The organism is Pseudomonas sp. VI4.1, from assembly GCF_002029345.1.
Taxonomy (GTDB): Bacteria; Pseudomonadota; Gammaproteobacteria; order Pseudomonadales; family Pseudomonadaceae; genus Aquipseudomonas.
Window position 1 is genome coordinate 1 of record NZ_MULM01000137.1, and the last position, 14,946, is coordinate 14,946.

Consider the following 14,946-nt stretch of genomic DNA (forward strand, 5'->3'; position numbering starts at 1 on the left):
CACACTGCCTGATCAACTCCTTCTGGGCTTCGATGAACTGAAGCAACTCACTGTCGAAAACTGCGTAACTCTTTGTTTACCAAGGAGTTTTCCGTTTCGACTGCGCCGGAAGTGGGGCGAATTATAGGCTTACAGAATCTGCCGTCAAGCCCTGATTACGCTTTTCTATCAAGATCTGCAAAAACACCGCTTATATATAGACGCGCCGGCAATGAATGCGCAGTATATTGCCCAACAATCAGCACTACACTCTCGTTTCCTACTTCGGACGATGCCACACCATGAATGACCAGCCCCGCAGCCTTGCCTCGACCCTGTACTCGGTGGGCCTGCTATTAATAGCCATGGCATCGATCCAGTCTGGAGCCTCCCTGGCCAAAAGCATGTTTCCCGTTGTGGGCGCTCAAGGGACCACTGCCCTGCGCCTGGTTTTTGCCAGCGTGATCATGCTGCTGATACTGCGCCCATGGCGGGCAACGCTCACGGCGAAATCCCTGCGCACAGTGATTGTCTACGGGATGGCGCTGGGCGGCATGAACCTCCTCTTCTATATGTCCTTGCGCACCGTGCCCCTGGGCATAGCAGTGGCACTGGAGTTCACCGGCCCCCTGGCGGTTGCCATCTATGCCTCGCGACGGGCCATCGATTTCGTGTGGATCGCCCTGGCTGCCGTCGGCCTGATGCTGTTGATACCGACTGGCGCCGCCTCCGCCAGTATCGACCTGGCAGGTGCCGGATATGCCTTGGGGGCGGGTGTCTGCTGGGCGGTGTATATCCTGTTCGGGCAAAAAGCCGGTAACGACAATGGCGTGCAGACCGCAGCACTGGGGGTGATGATTGCCGCATTGTTCGTCGCCCCGATCGGCATCGTCCACGCGGGCGCCGCCCTGCTGACTCCGTCGCTGATCCCCATCGCCATTGGTGTCGCCCTGCTGTCCACCGCAGTGCCCTACACATTGGAGATGGTCGCCCTCACCCGCATGCCGGCCCGGACCTTTGGCACGCTGATGAGCATTGAACCTGCGTTCGGCGCATTGTCCGGCCTGTTGTTCCTCCAGGAATACCTCTCGCTGTCACAATGGATGGCTATCCTGTGCATCATTCTGGCGTCCGTCGGTGCGACCATGACCATGGGCAACGCCGCCAAGCCCGCCATCGTGGCGGATTGACATCAGTTTTTTTAAGAGGGTCTGGTATTTATCGCGCAATTAGGCCATGTTTAGACCCGCAACGCGGTGCCAGACATGGATATTCATAGATAGGGACATCGGAGACGCTTCCAGCGAAAGCGAATACGGCAAGACCCGGGCATCAAGATCCGGGGACGCTATAAGGACAGTAATGAAACGAATTTTGATACTGATCGCCGTGCTGGCGGTTGCGGGCTGCGCGGCGACGTCGAAACCCACGATCAAACATGGCAAGAAAGGACTGCATATAAACTGTTCCGGACTGTCGTCCTCCTGGGACAAGTGCTACACCAGCGCTGCCAACTCATGTGCGCCCAAGGGTTACAAGGTTATCGCCAAGTCGGGGGACTCGGTGGAAGAACCTGGCGACTATCCATTTGGTCTCAATCCTGCCGGCTACACCAGCCGCAGCATGATCGTCATCTGCAAATAGGCCGCCTGGTCAGGTTCGCGGGCCTGCGATCTGGCGGCAGATCTCTTCATGACTGGACTTCAGCACCTTGCGCTGCAGGTCTGGAGTGGCCAACATCCGCGCCACGACCAACGCACCGATGCATTGCGCCAGTATCGCCCAGGCCAGGCTGTCACTCTCCAGGACCTGCGCCCAACTCTCCTGCAGCCGACAAATCCAATGCTCCGCCTGCTGGCGAATCATGATGTCCGAACGGGCAATCTCCGCGCCCAGGGCCGGCAACGCACAGCCGGATCCCGGATGCTCGACATGGGCCATGGTCAGGTAAAGCTTGAGGCAACGCTCAAGCTTGGCCAGGTCCTGATCAGCCCCCAGCCGAGCCAGACTTTGGCTCAACTCGCGCTCGACGATTGACGCGAACAGTTCATCCTTGGACGAAAAGTGGCTGTAAAAAGCCCCGCCACTCAAGCCGATCGCTTTCATCAAGCCGTCGACTCCTACCGTTGCAAAACCGGATTGCTTGGCCGACTCCGCACTGCTTTGCAGCAGCTTCTCCTTGGTTTCCTGCTTGTGACTGACCGAGTAACGCATTGCCTGCCCTCAGAGTTGATCGCCTTGACGCCTGCCGAATCGTAGCATAACGTTCGTTTAGTTAACGATCGTTTACCAAAAGGGATCTGCCCATGAACAATAAGAAGGTCGTACTGGTGGTCGGCGCAGGGGATGCCACCGGCGGCGCCATCGCCAAGCGTTTTGCCCGGGAAGGTTTTGTGGCCTGCGTTACTCGGCGCAGCGCGGACAAACTCCAGCCACTGGTGGAGGCCATCCAGGCCAGCGGCGCACAAGCCCACGGATTCGCCTGCGATGCGCGCAAGGAAGAAGAGGTGATTGCGCTGGTCGAACAGATCGAATCCGAGATCGGGCCTATCGAAGCGTTCGTCTTCAACATCGGCGCCAATGTGCCGTGCAGCATTCTCGAAGAAACCGCCCGCAAGTATTTCAAAATCTGGGAAATGGCCTGCTTCTCAGGATTTCTCAATGGCCGTGAAGTGGCCAAGCGCATGGCCAAGCGTCAACGCGGCACCATCCTGTTCACCGGCGCCACCGCCGGCTTGCGCGGTGCGGCGGGGTTTGCGGCCTTTGCCGGCGCCAAACACGGGATTCGCGCGCTGGCCCAAAGCATGGCCCGGGAGCTGGGCCCGATGAATATTCACGTAGCCCATGTCGTCGCCGAGGCGCCATCGATACGGACTTCATCCGTGACAGCTTTCCGGAGAAGTACGCGACCAAGGCGCAGGATGGCATCCTCAACCCCGAGCACATCGCCGAGAACTATTGGTACCTGCACAGCCAGCCCCGGGACGCCTGGACCTTCGAACTGGACCTGCGTCCGTGGAATGAACGTTGGTAAGCCCTCCCCTATAACAATAAGCAGAGCGCATCGACCATGAGCAAAACCCTGGAGTTCTTTTTCGACCTCGGCAGCCCCGCGACCTACCTGGCTTATACCCAACTGCCAAAGATCTGCGCGCAGACCGACAGTCGCCTGATCTACATTCCGATCCTGCTGGGTGGCGTGTTCAAAGCCACCGGCAACGCCTCCCCGGCGACCATCCCGGCCAAGGGCCGCTACATGTTTCAAGACCTGGACCGCTATGCCCGGCGCTACGGTGTGCCACTGAAGTTCAACCCGCACTTTCCCATCAATACCCTGATGCTCATGCGCGCCGTCACGGGCATGCAGTTGCGCCAACCGGAACGCTTTCAGGCGTTCATCGACTGCCTGTTCCACGCCCTCTGGGTCGAAGGCCGCAGCCTCGATGACCTGGCGACGGTCGCGTCGGTGCTGACACAGCACGGCTTCGATCCGGAGGAAGTGCTGGCCCTGACCGGCGATGAGCAAGTCAAAGCCGCACTCAAGGCCAACACCGAGAAAGCGGTGCAACGGGGTGTATTCGGCGCACCGAGCATGTTTGTCGGTGACGAGTTGTTCTTTGGCCAGGATCGGCTGGAGTTCGTGCTTGAAGCCCTGAGTTAAATTTCCGCGACCAACCGCCCTTGAGCAGCACCAGAACCCAGCGGCTTATGGGCGGCCTCAATCCGGTACTTGTGATCCGTACTCGAGGACGAACACTTCTGACACCATATTCAGAAACGTCCTATTTACTCTCAGCGCCCCTGTCCTGAAACTTTGGTCGGTTACTTCGCTCGATTCCAGCTCACTAGCGAGTCGATACGAGTCATTGAATAGCGGAGGATTTCCTGCCGCCTATGGAGGGCTGAACAATGGGACGTGGAACTGTAAACGGATTAGGACAAGGGTTGCATGGTGACCTGACGACCACTGGAGCGGTATGCGTCAGCAGCTTGCACAATGCGGCACAAGGGGGACGAGGGGTATTGCGCCTCGGGGATACAACTTCTCCTTGTAAAAAATGCGGAAAAACCGGCGTCATCATCGACAGCCTACCCGCCATGAAATGGCATGGTGTTCCGACCGTATTGGACGGTGCGGTAGTCCGCTGCGACTGCCCCCCGGGCAGCAACCGTCTGATTGCACCTGTCGCGAAGCGGTCCGATACCAGCTTTAGTTCAAGCAGTTCATCGGTTGTCGATCTGGCTCCCGCCACCTCCACGCATACGGCCTCCCATCATTTCGTGAAAAGGTTTGCCCAAGCTTTTGCCATAACAGACAGTGAAACCGGTCAGCCGTTAGCCAATCGCAAATTCATCGCTGTAGTGGATGGACGTGAAACGAAGGATTGCTCAACTTGATTGAGGCCCTCAAGAGCGTTTTCTTCATCAAGAACTTTGGCGGGCATCGTGAATACCCTGGCCAGACGGCTGAGGGCAAGATATGCCCTGGAAATATCGGTATGGATCTGGTCAAAGCCATTCGTACCCGGACCGACCTACTTGCCCCTCCAAATCCTCGGGCATGAAAAAGTCGCTCTTCATCATTGCACTAACCCTACTGACTGCACTCTTCGTCGGGTATTACGAGGTGCTGGAGGATGCTGAGACGCGCAGTGTCGTCTTCATCAAACAATCACCAACCTTTCAAGTTAAGTTTCGACATCTTTTCGCCAACGATGCGGACGATAAGCCGCTTAGCCAATTAAGCAATCAAGAGCGGCAAGCGGTGATCAACTACTGCAAATACCGCCTGGGTGTCACTACTGACTTGAAAACTCAGGACGAGCTGGAGGTTTGCAAACAACGGTAAGTTCTGTCGAGCATCAGAAGCACTGTCAGCCTTATCTGATATGGAGCGTTCCACTGGCGAATCGTCGCCAATCCGCCAGGGTCAAAGCCTTAATCGACTATATGAGCCAGGCGCTGGCGACAGCGCCTGAACTCATGCCGATCAGATAGCCGCGGTTCGGGAGTTCAACCACGCCAGGGCTGCGCCGTCGAGCAGCGGGCTCAGGCGTTCGCGCACCTCGGCGTGGTAAGCGTTGAACCACTGTTTTTCATCTTCGGTCAGCAGCGACGGCTCCAGGCAGCGAGTGTCGATCGGGCACAGGGTCAGGGTTTCGAATTTGAGGAATTCGCCGAATTCGCTCTTGCCCGCCTCGCGGTTCAATACCAGGTTCTCGATCCGTACGCCCCAGCGGCCCGGACGGTAAGTGCCCGGTTCGATGGACGTGATCATGCCTGGCTGCATGGCCGTTTGCGGCGCGGCTGCCGCTTGATAGGCGATGACCTGCGGTCCCTCGTGCACGTTGAGAAAGTAGCCGACGCCATGACCGGTGCCGTGACCGTAGTCGACGCTGTCGGCCCAGATCGGCGCGCGAGCGATGGCATCCAGCAAGGGCGACAGGATGCCTTTCGGGAATTGGGCCCGGGACAAGGCAATCACGCCTTTGAGTACCCGCGTGCAATCGCGTTTCTGCTCATCCGTCGGCGTACCGACCGGGACCATCCGCGTGATGTCGGTGGTGCCGCCCAGGTATTGGCCGCCGGAGTCGATCAGCAACAGGCCGTCGCCCTCGATCACCGCGTGCTCTTCTTCGGTGGCGTGGTAATGCGGCATCGCGCCATTGGCGTTGAACGCGGCAATGGTGTTGAAGCTCAGGGACACATAACCCGGGCGTCGGGTACGCGCGGCCGTCAGGTGTTCGTCGATGGTCAGTTCGGTGATGCGCTCACGGCCCCATGCCGACTCCAGCCAGGCGAAGAATTCGCACAATGCCGCGCCGTCCTGCTCCATGGCCTGACGAATGTGCCCGGCATCGGCCAGGCTTTTCTGCGACTTGGCCAATGTCGTCGGGTTCAGGCCCTCGACCAGCTTCACGCCGCTGTTCAGGTTTTCCAGCAGACCCGCCGTCACCCGCGCCGGATCAACTTGCAGGCTGGCGCCGCTCGGCACGGCACGCAAGGCGTCGGCCACTTCGCTGTAATCGCGCAGGGTCACGCCGTCCTGTTCGAGGACTGCGCGCAATTCGCTATCGACCTTGCTCAGGGCAATGAACAAAGTGGCCTGCTGCTGGCTGATCAAGGCGAAGGAGACGAACACCGGGTTGAACGACACGTCGCCGCCGCGCAGGTTGAACAGCCAGGCGATGTCATCGAGGGTGGCGATGAAATGCCAGTCGGCACCGCGCGCCTTCAATACTTCGCGCAGCTTGGCGAGCTTCTCGCCGCGGCTGACAGTCGCCTGCGGCGGCAAGTGTTGATAGATCGGCTCGTTCGGCAGGCTCGGGCGGTCGCTCCAGACTTCGCTCAACAGGTCGATGTCGGTCCGCAGGCGTGCGCCGCGCTCTTCGAGCTTGCCGCCCAGGGTACGCGCCGAAGCCAGGGCCATCACGGCACCATCCACCGCAACGACGCCGCCTTCAGGGGTTTGCTCGGCCAGCCAGTCCAATGGGCCGGGTTGCCCCGGTTGCAGCTTGACCAGTTCGATCCCGCTGCCCTGGAGTTCCTTGCCCGCTTGCTCCCAGTAACGGCTGTCAGCCCAGACGCCGGCAAAGTCCCGGGTCACGATCAGCGTGCCGACCGAGCCATGAAAGCCCGACAGCCATTGCCGCCCTTGCCAATAGCCCGGCAGGTATTCCGACAGGTGCGGGTCGGCCGACGGCACCAGCAGAGCGTGAATGCCCTCCCGGCTCATCAGCTCGCGGGTGTGCGCCAGGCGCTCGGGCACCGATCCATTGATCGAAGGCTGCGTACTCATCGTGTCTCCTGCTAACCACTGCATCATTATTGTTGAGTGCCGATCGAAGCCGGCGCTTTATGGCCCTGTCGCCCAGAATGCCGGAGCACTGGTGCAGGCCGATTTGATCAGGTGTACCGCTTGATCGACATCCTGCTCGGTGGTGAAACGTCCCAGGCTCAAGCGAATGGTACGGCTCGCCGAGCGGGCGTCGTGTCCCACGGCCAGCAGCACATGGGAGGGCGCGTTGCTGGCGGAGTTACAGGCCGAGGTCGCGGAAAAGGCGATCGAGGCGCTCAACGCCGCAGCGCTGAACTCGCCTTCGTTGAAGGTCAGGCTCAGGGTATGGGGAATGCGCCGGGTCGGGCTGCCATTGAGGCGAACGCCAGGAATGCCCAGCAGCGGCTCGAGCAGGCGTTCATGCAGATGCTCGATCACGGCTTTCTCATCCTCGAACAATTGCCCCGCCAACGCGAAGGCTGCGCCCATGGCCGCTATCTGGTGAGTCGCCAGCGTTCCGGAACGCAAGCCACCTTCGTGACCGCCGCCGTGGATCTGCGCCTGCAAGCGCGGCTGCGCGCGCGGGCCGACGTACAATGCGCCGATGCCCTTGGGGCCATAAATCTTGTGGGCGGAAAACGACATCAGGTCCACCGGCCATTCGGCCAGGTCGATTGCCACCTTGCCCGCGCCCTGAGCCGCGTCGACATGGAACAACGCATCGCGATCGCGCACTACACGGCCAATGGCCGGTATGTCAGTGACGGTGCCCAGTTCATTGTTGACCAGCATCAGCGAGACCAGGAAGGTGTCCTCGCGCATCGCTTCGCTGACGGCTTGCGGGGTAATCAGGCCTTCGGCGTCAGGCACCAGATACGTCACGGCAACACCGGCGTCCTGCAATTGTTTCGCCGTATCGAGGATCGCCTTGTGTTCGATCTGGCTGGTAATGATGTGGCCACCGCCAACGCCGCGCGCCTGGGCCACGCCCTTGAGGGCAAGATTGTTCGATTCGGTGGCGCCGGAGGTCCAGACGATCTGCGCCGCTTGGGCACCGACCAGCTCCGCCACCTGATGCCGTGCCTGCTCGACCGATTGCCGGGCCTGCTGGCCGAACGCATGGGAGCTGGAGGCCGGGTTGCCGAAATTGCCGTTGAAACCCAGACATTCGATCATGACCTGGATGACCCGCTCATCCACCGGCGTGGTGGCGGCGTAGTCGAAATACAGTGGACGTTTATTCATAGAAGACTCGCAGAGCGTGTTCCGGGATCAGGAAGCTCGTTACCGACGGGTCAAGGCGCAGCCTCGTGAGCTGCGCCGATCGTCCGGAACCTTAGAAATACCTGATCGGAGGCCGTTAAAGAAGAACAACTTCATTTAAAAGTGCGTTGGAACGCTCCTGAAGTCGAGCTTAACAGGCATCGGGCAACCGGTTGAAGCAATGCGTCAGTGAAAGCTTTCGAGCAATATCGGATACAGCGAAGCCACCAGCAGCGCGGCCATGCCCCAATTGAACAGGCGCAACCAGCGGCGATCCTTCAGCACGTTGCGCAATAGCGTGCCGCAAGCGGCCCAGACACCGACGCTCGGCAAGTTGATCAGGGCAAAGACCGCGGCAATCACGATTACATTGGTGAAATAGCCCTGCAGGGGTGTGTACGTGCTGATGGCACCGATCGCCATGATCCAGGCCTTGGGGTTGACCCATTGAAACGCCGCCGCACCCAGGTAGCTGATCGGCTTGGCGTCGCTCTGCCCGGCGTCCGAGACGGGTCCGGAATGCGCGATTTTCCACGCCAGGTACAGCAAATACGCTGCCCCGATGTAGCGCAACACGGTGTAGAGCAATGGATAGGTTTGAAACACCGCGCCCAGGCCGAACCCCACGGCCACGACCAATACGAAGAAACCGCAGGTGATGCCAAGCATATGGGGGATGGTCCGGTTAAAGCCGAAGTTCACGCCCGATGCCAGCAACATGGTGTTGTTCGGGCCTGGGGTGATCGATGTAACCAAGGCAAACAGGGCGAAACCCAGCAGCAGATCGAGCGAGAGCGTCATCGGTGGCAGTCCATCAGCGTCAGTCAGGTATTGACCCTATCGCACCCCTTGCGCGAAACCCACGGACAGTTGGGTGAAACTTCGAGCAGTACAGTCGCTCAACTTGGTCGACCGTGAAGTTGTACTGCACGCTCTGCGCTCATTACGCCTTGTTTGTCGAAGCTGAACGACTTCTGCGGCTCACCGAGCAGTTCGGCTTTTTTTGCGTGGTATTCATCGAAGGACAAGCCTCGACGATTCAATGCTTCCAGCGCCAGTTCCTTGCTTTCTTCAGCGGTGTAGGGCCGCAGTTCCGGGGAACCGTGACTGGCACATCCGGCGAGAACGGTGGCGGCGAGCAGCAGAAAAGTGGCGAGTAGATGTTTCATGGTCTGGCGTCCTGACAACTGGGTTCGGGCAATGAACCCAGGCTACTCGCGCCGTTGGATGGACAGAAATCAACGCTCTCGATAGTGGGTATTGAATTTGGCTAACGCAGCTGTACGGGTCCGTCGACATATCCGTCGACATTCGGAAATTTGCGCTCGATCTAACCCACCAGATTGCAGTGCAGCGCATTGTCGTGGCTGCGCTCCAGGCTGTGCAGAACCTGGAACGAGCCGAACGTCACGGCTTTTGCCTGATGGGCACGTATCAGCTGCCAGAAATCCTGTTCGCCGCTTTCAAACCCCTGAAACGCGGCTTCCCCGGCCTCGCGGGATTGCCATTGCAGATAATTGAGCACCCGCCGACCGTCGTCGCTGGCCTGGATACTGGCGCTCAGAAACCCTGAGTAACACTGGGCCAGGCGCTCGGTTTGGGCCGACAGCGCCGAGACCAGTGCCGGTTGCTGATGGGGTTCGATCTCGAATTCGATCAGTTGGGTAAAGCTGCGATTTTTCTCTGGCGCCTGCATGAATAGTCCCCACTCACCTGTAAGACGGATCTTGCGATCCGAAGGCCTGCAGGGTAAAACCTCTAGTTAACTAGAGGTCAAGGGGCATTTTTTAAATGATCAGCTCGGAAAACCTGCATAAAGAACTCACAGTTGGCCAAGTGGCGGCGCGCAGCGGCGTGGCCGTCACCGCCCTGCACTTTTATGAATCCAGGGGGTTGATCAAAAGCAATCGCAATCAGGGCAACCAGCGGCGTTTTCCACGGGAAGTATTGCGGCGAGTGGCGTTGATCAAAGTGGCGCAGCGGCTGGGGATTCCGTTGACGGAGATCGGCCAGGCCTTGAAGTCCCTGCCGGACAGCCGGGCGCCGACGGCGGCGGACTGGAAGCAATTGTCGGCACAATGGAGTCGGGATCTGGATGAGCGGATCAATCAACTGACCTTGCTGCGGGACAAGCTGAACGGCTGCATAGGGTGTGGGTGTTTGTCGATGGAGGCGTGTCCGTTGCGTAATTTCGGTGATGTGTTGGGGGAACAGGGTCCTGGGGCGCAGCTCCTGGAGTCGGGGCCAGGTTCCAAATAGCGGTGCGGCCATCGCGGGCTTGGGCGCCGCCGCAGCTGCGATTTTTTGGGAACTTGACGACGGTTGAAGATCAAAATCAAGAGATCGTCCGAACGCGGCCCGAATCTTCGACATCTCCTACACTGGTTCGGCTGCAGACCGACGAAACCTCGTCAACTCACAACAAAAAGGGAGAACCGTCATGAGCGTCAAACCCATCCCAGAGGGCTATCACAGCATTACCCCGTATCTGGGCATTCAAAAAGCTGCCGAAGCCATCGAGTTCTACGAGAAAGCCTTTGGCGCCACCGAAGTCATGCGCCTGTCCATGCCGGATGGTGGCATCGGCCACGCCGAACTGCGTATTGGCGATTGCCCGATCATGCTGGGCACGCCTTGCGATCAGGGGCCGCTGAGCAATCCGGACACCTCGCCTTCCGTGGGGCTGCATCTGTACGTGAACGATGTGGATGCGTCCTTTAAACAAGCGATTGCGGCAGGCGGCACGGTGGTGTCCGAGGTCAAGGATCAGTTTTACGGCGACCGTTCGGGAACCTTGAAGGATCCCTATGGGCATTTGTGGTTCCTGGCTACGCACAAGGAGGACCTGACTCAGGAGCAGATTGAGCAGCGGGCCAAGGAGATGTTCCAGCAGGGCTGAAATCTTCGGTGACTGGGCGGGCCTCTTCGCGAGCAAGTCGAATCGTCGCACCGTCGCTCCCACAGGTTTTGTGTCGTTCGCAATTATCAAGAACGACAAAAAACCTGTGGGAGCGTGGCTTGCCCGCGATGGGGCCATCACCAACACTGCATATCCCCTTGAACACACTTCATGAACAATCGCACCACACTTTGCGCCTTGTCCTGGCGCACCAACAATTTCAGGATGCAGGCCACTACAACAAGGAGCCATCCCATGTTTGCCGGATTCCTGAAAGACCAGCGCCACGTCAACGGTGTGGACATTGCCTACCGCATCGGCGGCAGCGGGCCGGGCCTGCTGCTGTTGCATGGCCACCCGCAGACCCACGTCATCTGGCACAAGGTCGCCGAACAACTGGCCGAGCACTTCACGGTGATCGCCGCCGACCTGCGCGGTTATGGCGACAGCAGCAAACCACCGGCCGTTGACGGACACAGCCACTATTGCAAACGCGAAATGGCCAAGGACAATGTGGAGCTGATGAAGTCCCTGGGCTTCGAGCAGTTCTCGGTCCTGGCCCACGACCGTGGCGCCCGGGTGGCCCATCGCCTGGCGCTGGATCATCCCGCCGCCGTGCACCGCATGGTGCTGCTCGACATCGCGCCCACCCTGGCGATGTACACTCAAACCAACGAAGCCTTTGCCCGCGCCTACTGGCACTGGTTCTTCCTGATCCGCCCCGCGCCATTGCCGGAAACCTTGATCGAAGCCGACCCCGACGCGTATCTGCGCAGCGTGATGGGCAGTCGCAGCGCCGGCCTCAAACCCTTCACCGCCGAGGCCTTTGGCGAATATTTGCGCTGCCTGAAATTGCCGGGCGCCGCCCGCGGCATCTGCGAGGACTACCGCGCCAGCGCCAGCATCGACCTCGAGCATGACCGCGCGGACATCGCGGCTGGCCATCACCTGGACCTGCCATTGCTGGTGCTGTGGGGCGCCGAAGGCACGGTCGGGCGCTGCTTCGAACCGCTCAAGGAATGGCAACAGGTGGCCACCGATGTCCGCGGCAAGGCGCTGCCCGCCGGCCATTACCTCGCTGAAGAAGCCCCTGCATTGCTGCTCAGCGAAGCGCTGGGTTTCCTGCTCTGACCTCGGTACTACCCTGACCTGAATCTTCCCCGCACTGGCGATCATCCACCGGCGCGGGGGCGTCCCTTCCAAAGAAAATCAGTTTTCGCGAAACACGAAACATTTTCTTTCATATCCCCCTTCGGGATTTCCGATGCTCATTCGTCTTATATAGATGCAGTCAGGCCGTGCAGACAAAAGCCACGGCCGGGCCTTCATCGACCTCAACGCTGGGAAGCCCGCAGCAGAGGCCCTCTCATCGAAACAAGACCTTTAATCATGTCGAAGAAATCCCGCTCAAAACTCTGGTTTCTGGTGCATAGCTGGCTGGCCTTGCCGATCTGGTTTTTCGTGCTGATCGTCTGCGTGACCGGCACCCTGGCGGTGGTCAGCCAGGAAATCGTCTGGCTGGCCAACCCGCAGATGCGCGCCAGCCAGCCTTCGGACGATGCGCCGCTGCTCAGCTATGACCAGATCATCGCCGCCATCAAGAAGGCCGAACCCAACACCCTGGTCGAGTCCATCAGTCGGCCCGACGAATCGCACTTCGCCCTCGACGTGGACGTCAGCTATCCCGACGGTCGCTCGGTGACGGTGTACGTCAACCCGTACAGCGGCGTGATCCAGGGCACGGCCCCGCAATTCAATTTCAAGGCCTTTACCCGCGCCCTGCATGGCTGGTGGCTGGTGCCGTTCACCAACGGTTACAGCTGGGGCTGGTACCTGGTGTCGTTCCTCAGCCTGCCGTTGCTCGCGTCCCTGGTCACCGGGCTGGTGGTCTACAAGCGTTTCTGGAAAGGCTTTTTCCGACCGACCCTGCGCATTCGTCAAGGCGCCCGGATTTTCTGGGGCGACTTTCACCGCCTCAGCGGCATCTGGTCGATCTGGTTCATCGCGGTGATTTCCGTCACCAGCACCTGGTTCCTGATCGAAGCCTTCCTGTTCGATAACCAGGTTTCGATTTCCACCGCGCCGGTAGCGCTGGTGGTCCCGCGCGAAAGCGTGCCGATGACCGCCGATGGCGCGCCGGCGCCGATGATCAGCCTGGAAGCCGCGATTGCGCAGGCCAAGGCCAGCATTCCCGGACTGGAAGACAGTTTCGTCAGCCTGCCCGCCAATGCCTACAGCTACCTGTCGGTGGGGGGCCGCAGTTGGTACCCGCTGATGTTCCAGACCGCCGAAATCAACCCGTACACCGGCGACGTCGGCGCGACCCGCCTGCTGTCGGACCGCTCGGGCCTGGAGCTGGTCACCGAATCCATGCGGCCGCTGCACACCGGCGATTTCGGCGGCCTCTGGATCAAACTGATCTGGTTCTTCTTCGGCCTGATCCTGAGCATGATGGTCCTCAGCGGCCTGCTGATCTGGACCAAGCGCACCGCCCTGGCCACGGCCAACGCCCTCAAGCGCAGCAACAAAACCCCGCGCAACCAGACTGCTGCGGCCGCCAGCCGTGAAACCACGGAGGTCAGCCAATGAGCCTGTTCGCCGCAGAAAAACCAGGCTCGAAACTGAGCCGTTTCTGGCACAAATGGCGTTTTCACATCAACGTCCTGCTGTTGCTGGTGCCACTGGGATTCATGCCCAAGTACTTCGCCGATGCCGCACTGTTTCGCGGTGATACGGGCCTGGGTGAGCGGGAAATCGGTGAGGTTCAGGTCGGGCCCTGGAGCCTGCGCCTGGCCGAGCTGCGCAATGAAGCACCGAGACTCGATGGCCCGGCCGGCTACATGAAGAACTTCAACGCTGCGTTGTGCGACAGCTGCCGCGATCAGGTCAAGGCGACTTACCTGCGCATCGGCAAGCCACGCAGCCTGCGCGCCGCCGGGGTGATTTTCTTCGGCACGCCGTACCGCATGGGGGCGATGCTGCCGATCCCCGAAAAGACCAAGGCCGACGCCGAGCTGTGGATCACCATGGAAGGCTGGGACGGCAGCATGCATCAGGCATCCATTCCGCTGAGCCAGGCCTCCCCGGCCACCCTCGCCTGGCTGAACCAACAAGGAGGCAAACCATGATTACTGTTATCCGTCCTCTGAGCGCCGCGTTGCTGGTGCTTTGCGCCGGTTTCAGCGCCAGCGCCCTGGCCCACAACCCGATGTGCGAGTGCAAGGCCATCGACGCCGAGCAGATCCAGTGCACCGGCGGCTTTTCCGATGGCAGCGGCGCGCCGGGCGTGACCCTGGACGTGATCGGCTATGACGAAACCATCCTGGTGCCGGGAAAACTCGGTGCCGATTCGACCCTGACCTTCAAGAAGCCCGGCGCCGAGTTCTACGTGCTGTTCGACGCCGGCCCCGGTCACGTCGTCGAGATCGACCAAGCGGACATCGAGGCCCCATGAGCACGCCAACCACCCACGTCGTCCGCCCGGCCGGAGCCGGTCATGAAACCCTTTATGTATTGCTGTTGTGCCTGCTGATCCTGGCGGTGGCCGGCTCGGTGGTCGCCTGGCGCCATGAATCCCAGGAAGTGAGTAACGTCGACAGCCATCAACTGGATGCCCGTCGCGACCTGAGCGCGTCCGAGCAAGGCATTTACGCCGACCTGCGGGTGACGCTGGACGAAATTCATCTGCTGCGCCAGGAACAGCAAACCCTGCCGACCCCTGAAGTCCTCGCCGATGAAGGTTTCGCGCCGTTTGCGCAGGATGCCAGTTCCGTCAGCCGTGGCGGTCATGCCTGGCAATTGCTTGAAGCCAAGGCCTACTTCGGTCAGAGCCAGGTGCCCACGGTGGCCGGTTCGTTTCTGATGCGCCTGAGCGCTGACGACGATGCGCCGGACATCTGGCTCAACCCCGGCCAAACCCTGGCGGCCCCGACTGACCTCTCCGACGCCGCACTCGAAAGCGCCGGCTGGCAGCAGATCGTCGCGCAATTCGATGCCGGCGTGACGCGCCAGCACCGGCACTGAACCC

19 protein-coding genes and 1 pseudogene are annotated in these 14,946 nt (G+C 60.2%); 14 read left to right on the forward strand and 6 right to left on the reverse strand.

Annotated features, from left to right (window positions below; all coding sequences use genetic code 11):
* Window positions 1-281 precede the first annotated feature (281 nt).
* Window positions 282-1,169 (forward strand): threonine/homoserine exporter RhtA, encoded by an 888-nt coding sequence (gene rhtA, locus BZ163_RS11160; protein WP_128870960.1) that lies wholly within the window; start codon window positions 282-284, stop codon window positions 1,167-1,169.
* A gap of 172 nt (window positions 1,170-1,341) precedes the next feature.
* Entirely contained in the window at window positions 1,342-1,623 is a 282-nt protein-coding gene (locus tag BZ163_RS11165) for a hypothetical protein (protein ID WP_128870961.1), read from the forward strand.
* 9 nt (window positions 1,624-1,632) lie between these two features.
* Here BZ163_RS11165 and BZ163_RS11170 read toward each other — a convergent pair whose 3' ends face one another.
* Window positions 1,633-2,193, reverse strand: a complete 561-nt coding sequence (locus BZ163_RS11170; RefSeq protein ID WP_128870962.1) for a TetR/AcrR family transcriptional regulator — start codon at window positions 2,191-2,193, stop codon at window positions 1,633-1,635.
* A 92-nt stretch (window positions 2,194-2,285) separates the two neighbouring features.
* Between BZ163_RS11170 and BZ163_RS11175 the strand changes: the two genes are divergently transcribed.
* The 5 genes and pseudogenes from BZ163_RS11175 to BZ163_RS35545 form a co-directional block, all read left to right on the forward strand.
* Window positions 2,286-3,053: an SDR family NAD(P)-dependent oxidoreductase gene (locus BZ163_RS11175; RefSeq protein WP_256578985.1), complete on the forward strand. Its 768-nt coding sequence runs from the start codon at window positions 2,286-2,288 to the stop codon at window positions 3,051-3,053.
* Window positions 3,050-3,640, forward strand: a complete 591-nt coding sequence (locus tag BZ163_RS11180; RefSeq protein ID WP_128870963.1) for a 2-hydroxychromene-2-carboxylate isomerase — start codon at window positions 3,050-3,052, stop codon at window positions 3,638-3,640. Before BZ163_RS11175 ends, BZ163_RS11180 begins: the two co-directional genes overlap by 4 nt.
* A 248-nt stretch (window positions 3,641-3,888) precedes the next feature.
* Window positions 3,889-4,377 carry a PAAR domain-containing protein gene (locus BZ163_RS11185; protein WP_128870964.1) on the forward strand — a complete coding sequence of 163 codons (489 nt, stop codon included), beginning with the start codon at window positions 3,889-3,891 and terminating at the stop codon, window positions 4,375-4,377.
* 163 nt (window positions 4,378-4,540) lie between these two features.
* The gene (locus BZ163_RS11195; protein WP_128870965.1) at window positions 4,541-4,828 is read left to right on the forward strand and encodes a hypothetical protein; all 288 of its coding nucleotides are present in this window, start codon (window positions 4,541-4,543) and stop codon (window positions 4,826-4,828) included.
* 53 nt (window positions 4,829-4,881) lie between these two features.
* Window positions 4,882-4,977: pseudogene (locus BZ163_RS35545) on the forward strand (LysR family transcriptional regulator); the annotation flags it as partial.
* On the opposite strand, the gene BZ163_RS11200 reads toward BZ163_RS35545, so the two are convergent.
* The 5 genes from BZ163_RS11200 to BZ163_RS11220 all read right to left on the reverse strand — a co-directional run bounded on the left by BZ163_RS11200 (window position 4,970) and on the right by BZ163_RS11220 (window position 9,716).
* A complete protein-coding gene (locus BZ163_RS11200) occupies window positions 4,970-6,778 on the reverse strand; it encodes an aminopeptidase P family protein (RefSeq protein ID WP_128870966.1) in 1,809 nt (602 codons plus the stop codon). The pseudogene BZ163_RS35545 and the gene BZ163_RS11200 sit on opposite strands and share 8 nt — an antisense overlap.
* Before the next feature lie 57 nt (window positions 6,779-6,835).
* Window positions 6,836-8,002 carry a cysteine desulfurase family protein gene (locus BZ163_RS11205; RefSeq protein WP_128870967.1) on the reverse strand — a complete coding sequence of 389 codons (1,167 nt, stop codon included), beginning with the start codon at window positions 8,000-8,002 and terminating at the stop codon, window positions 6,836-6,838.
* A 204-nt stretch (window positions 8,003-8,206) separates the two neighbouring features.
* Window positions 8,207-8,821: a LysE family translocator gene (locus tag BZ163_RS11210; RefSeq protein WP_128870968.1), complete on the reverse strand. Its 615-nt coding sequence runs from the start codon at window positions 8,819-8,821 to the stop codon at window positions 8,207-8,209.
* 98 nt (window positions 8,822-8,919) lie between these two features.
* Window positions 8,920-9,189 carry a hypothetical protein gene (locus tag BZ163_RS11215; protein WP_128870969.1) on the reverse strand — a complete coding sequence of 90 codons (270 nt, stop codon included), beginning with the start codon at window positions 9,187-9,189 and terminating at the stop codon, window positions 8,920-8,922.
* A gap of 161 nt (window positions 9,190-9,350) precedes the next feature.
* Window positions 9,351-9,716, reverse strand: a complete 366-nt coding sequence (locus BZ163_RS11220; protein WP_128870970.1) for an antibiotic biosynthesis monooxygenase — start codon at window positions 9,714-9,716, stop codon at window positions 9,351-9,353.
* A gap of 95 nt (window positions 9,717-9,811) precedes the next feature.
* Between BZ163_RS11220 and soxR the strand changes: the two genes are divergently transcribed.
* From soxR to BZ163_RS11255, 7 genes are all read left to right on the forward strand, one after another.
* Window positions 9,812-10,279, forward strand: a complete 468-nt coding sequence (gene soxR, locus BZ163_RS11225; protein ID WP_128870971.1) for a redox-sensitive transcriptional activator SoxR — start codon at window positions 9,812-9,814, stop codon at window positions 10,277-10,279.
* A 181-nt stretch (window positions 10,280-10,460) separates the two neighbouring features.
* A complete protein-coding gene (locus BZ163_RS11230; protein ID WP_128870972.1) occupies window positions 10,461-10,919 on the forward strand; it encodes a VOC family protein in 459 nt (152 codons plus the stop codon).
* A gap of 255 nt (window positions 10,920-11,174) precedes the next feature.
* Window positions 11,175-12,050 carry an alpha/beta fold hydrolase gene (locus BZ163_RS11235; RefSeq protein ID WP_128870973.1) on the forward strand — a complete coding sequence of 292 codons (876 nt, stop codon included), beginning with the start codon at window positions 11,175-11,177 and terminating at the stop codon, window positions 12,048-12,050.
* A gap of 258 nt (window positions 12,051-12,308) precedes the next feature.
* Complete coding sequence (locus BZ163_RS11240) at window positions 12,309-13,508, forward strand: PepSY domain-containing protein (RefSeq protein WP_128870974.1); 1,200 nt, start codon at window positions 12,309-12,311, stop codon at window positions 13,506-13,508.
* Window positions 13,505-14,047 (forward strand): thiamine pyrophosphate-binding protein, encoded by a 543-nt coding sequence (locus BZ163_RS11245; RefSeq protein WP_128870975.1) that lies wholly within the window; start codon window positions 13,505-13,507, stop codon window positions 14,045-14,047. Before BZ163_RS11240 ends, BZ163_RS11245 begins: the two co-directional genes overlap by 4 nt.
* A complete protein-coding gene (locus BZ163_RS11250; RefSeq protein ID WP_128870976.1) occupies window positions 14,044-14,373 on the forward strand; it encodes a hypothetical protein in 330 nt (109 codons plus the stop codon). The genes BZ163_RS11245 and BZ163_RS11250 overlap by 4 nt, the downstream gene beginning before the upstream one ends.
* Window positions 14,370-14,942, forward strand: a complete 573-nt coding sequence (locus BZ163_RS11255; RefSeq protein WP_128870977.1) for a DUF6162 family protein — start codon at window positions 14,370-14,372, stop codon at window positions 14,940-14,942. Before BZ163_RS11250 ends, BZ163_RS11255 begins: the two co-directional genes overlap by 4 nt.
* Window positions 14,943-14,946 lie beyond the last annotated feature (4 nt).

What these genes read in the sequence shown, in the direction of transcription:
- BZ163_RS11165 (WP_128870961.1), top strand. Translation starts at nt 1,342, where the DNA reads ATGAAACGAATTTTGATACTGATCGCCGTGCTGGCGGTTGCGGGCTGC.
- BZ163_RS11205 (WP_128870967.1), bottom strand. Translation starts at nt 8,002, where the DNA reads ATGAATAAACGTCCACTGTATTTCGACTACGCCGCCACCACGCCGGTG.
- BZ163_RS11215 (WP_128870969.1), bottom strand. Translation starts at nt 9,189, where the DNA reads ATGAAACATCTACTCGCCACTTTTCTGCTGCTCGCCGCCACCGTTCTC.
- BZ163_RS11210 (WP_128870968.1), bottom strand. Translation starts at nt 8,821, where the DNA reads ATGACGCTCTCGCTCGATCTGCTGCTGGGTTTCGCCCTGTTTGCCTTG.
- BZ163_RS11180 (WP_128870963.1), top strand. Translation starts at nt 3,050, where the DNA reads ATGAGCAAAACCCTGGAGTTCTTTTTCGACCTCGGCAGCCCCGCGACC.
- BZ163_RS11240 (WP_128870974.1), top strand. Translation starts at nt 12,309, where the DNA reads ATGTCGAAGAAATCCCGCTCAAAACTCTGGTTTCTGGTGCATAGCTGG.
- BZ163_RS11220 (WP_128870970.1), bottom strand. Translation starts at nt 9,716, where the DNA reads ATGCAGGCGCCAGAGAAAAATCGCAGCTTTACCCAACTGATCGAATTC.
- soxR (WP_128870971.1), top strand. Translation starts at nt 9,812, where the DNA reads ATGATCAGCTCGGAAAACCTGCATAAAGAACTCACAGTTGGCCAAGTG.
- BZ163_RS11230 (WP_128870972.1), top strand. Translation starts at nt 10,461, where the DNA reads ATGAGCGTCAAACCCATCCCAGAGGGCTATCACAGCATTACCCCGTAT.
- BZ163_RS11245 (WP_128870975.1), top strand. Translation starts at nt 13,505, where the DNA reads ATGAGCCTGTTCGCCGCAGAAAAACCAGGCTCGAAACTGAGCCGTTTC.
- rhtA (WP_128870960.1), top strand. Translation starts at nt 282, where the DNA reads ATGAATGACCAGCCCCGCAGCCTTGCCTCGACCCTGTACTCGGTGGGC.
- BZ163_RS11255 (WP_128870977.1), top strand. Translation starts at nt 14,370, where the DNA reads ATGAGCACGCCAACCACCCACGTCGTCCGCCCGGCCGGAGCCGGTCAT.
- BZ163_RS11200 (WP_128870966.1), bottom strand. Translation starts at nt 6,778, where the DNA reads ATGAGTACGCAGCCTTCGATCAATGGATCGGTGCCCGAGCGCCTGGCG.
- BZ163_RS11175 (WP_256578985.1), top strand. Translation starts at nt 2,286, where the DNA reads ATGAACAATAAGAAGGTCGTACTGGTGGTCGGCGCAGGGGATGCCACC.
- BZ163_RS11185 (WP_128870964.1), top strand. Translation starts at nt 3,889, where the DNA reads ATGGGACGTGGAACTGTAAACGGATTAGGACAAGGGTTGCATGGTGAC.
- BZ163_RS11195 (WP_128870965.1), top strand. Translation starts at nt 4,541, where the DNA reads ATGAAAAAGTCGCTCTTCATCATTGCACTAACCCTACTGACTGCACTC.
- BZ163_RS11170 (WP_128870962.1), bottom strand. Translation starts at nt 2,193, where the DNA reads ATGCGTTACTCGGTCAGTCACAAGCAGGAAACCAAGGAGAAGCTGCTG.
- BZ163_RS11250 (WP_128870976.1), top strand. Translation starts at nt 14,044, where the DNA reads ATGATTACTGTTATCCGTCCTCTGAGCGCCGCGTTGCTGGTGCTTTGC.
- BZ163_RS11235 (WP_128870973.1), top strand. Translation starts at nt 11,175, where the DNA reads ATGTTTGCCGGATTCCTGAAAGACCAGCGCCACGTCAACGGTGTGGAC.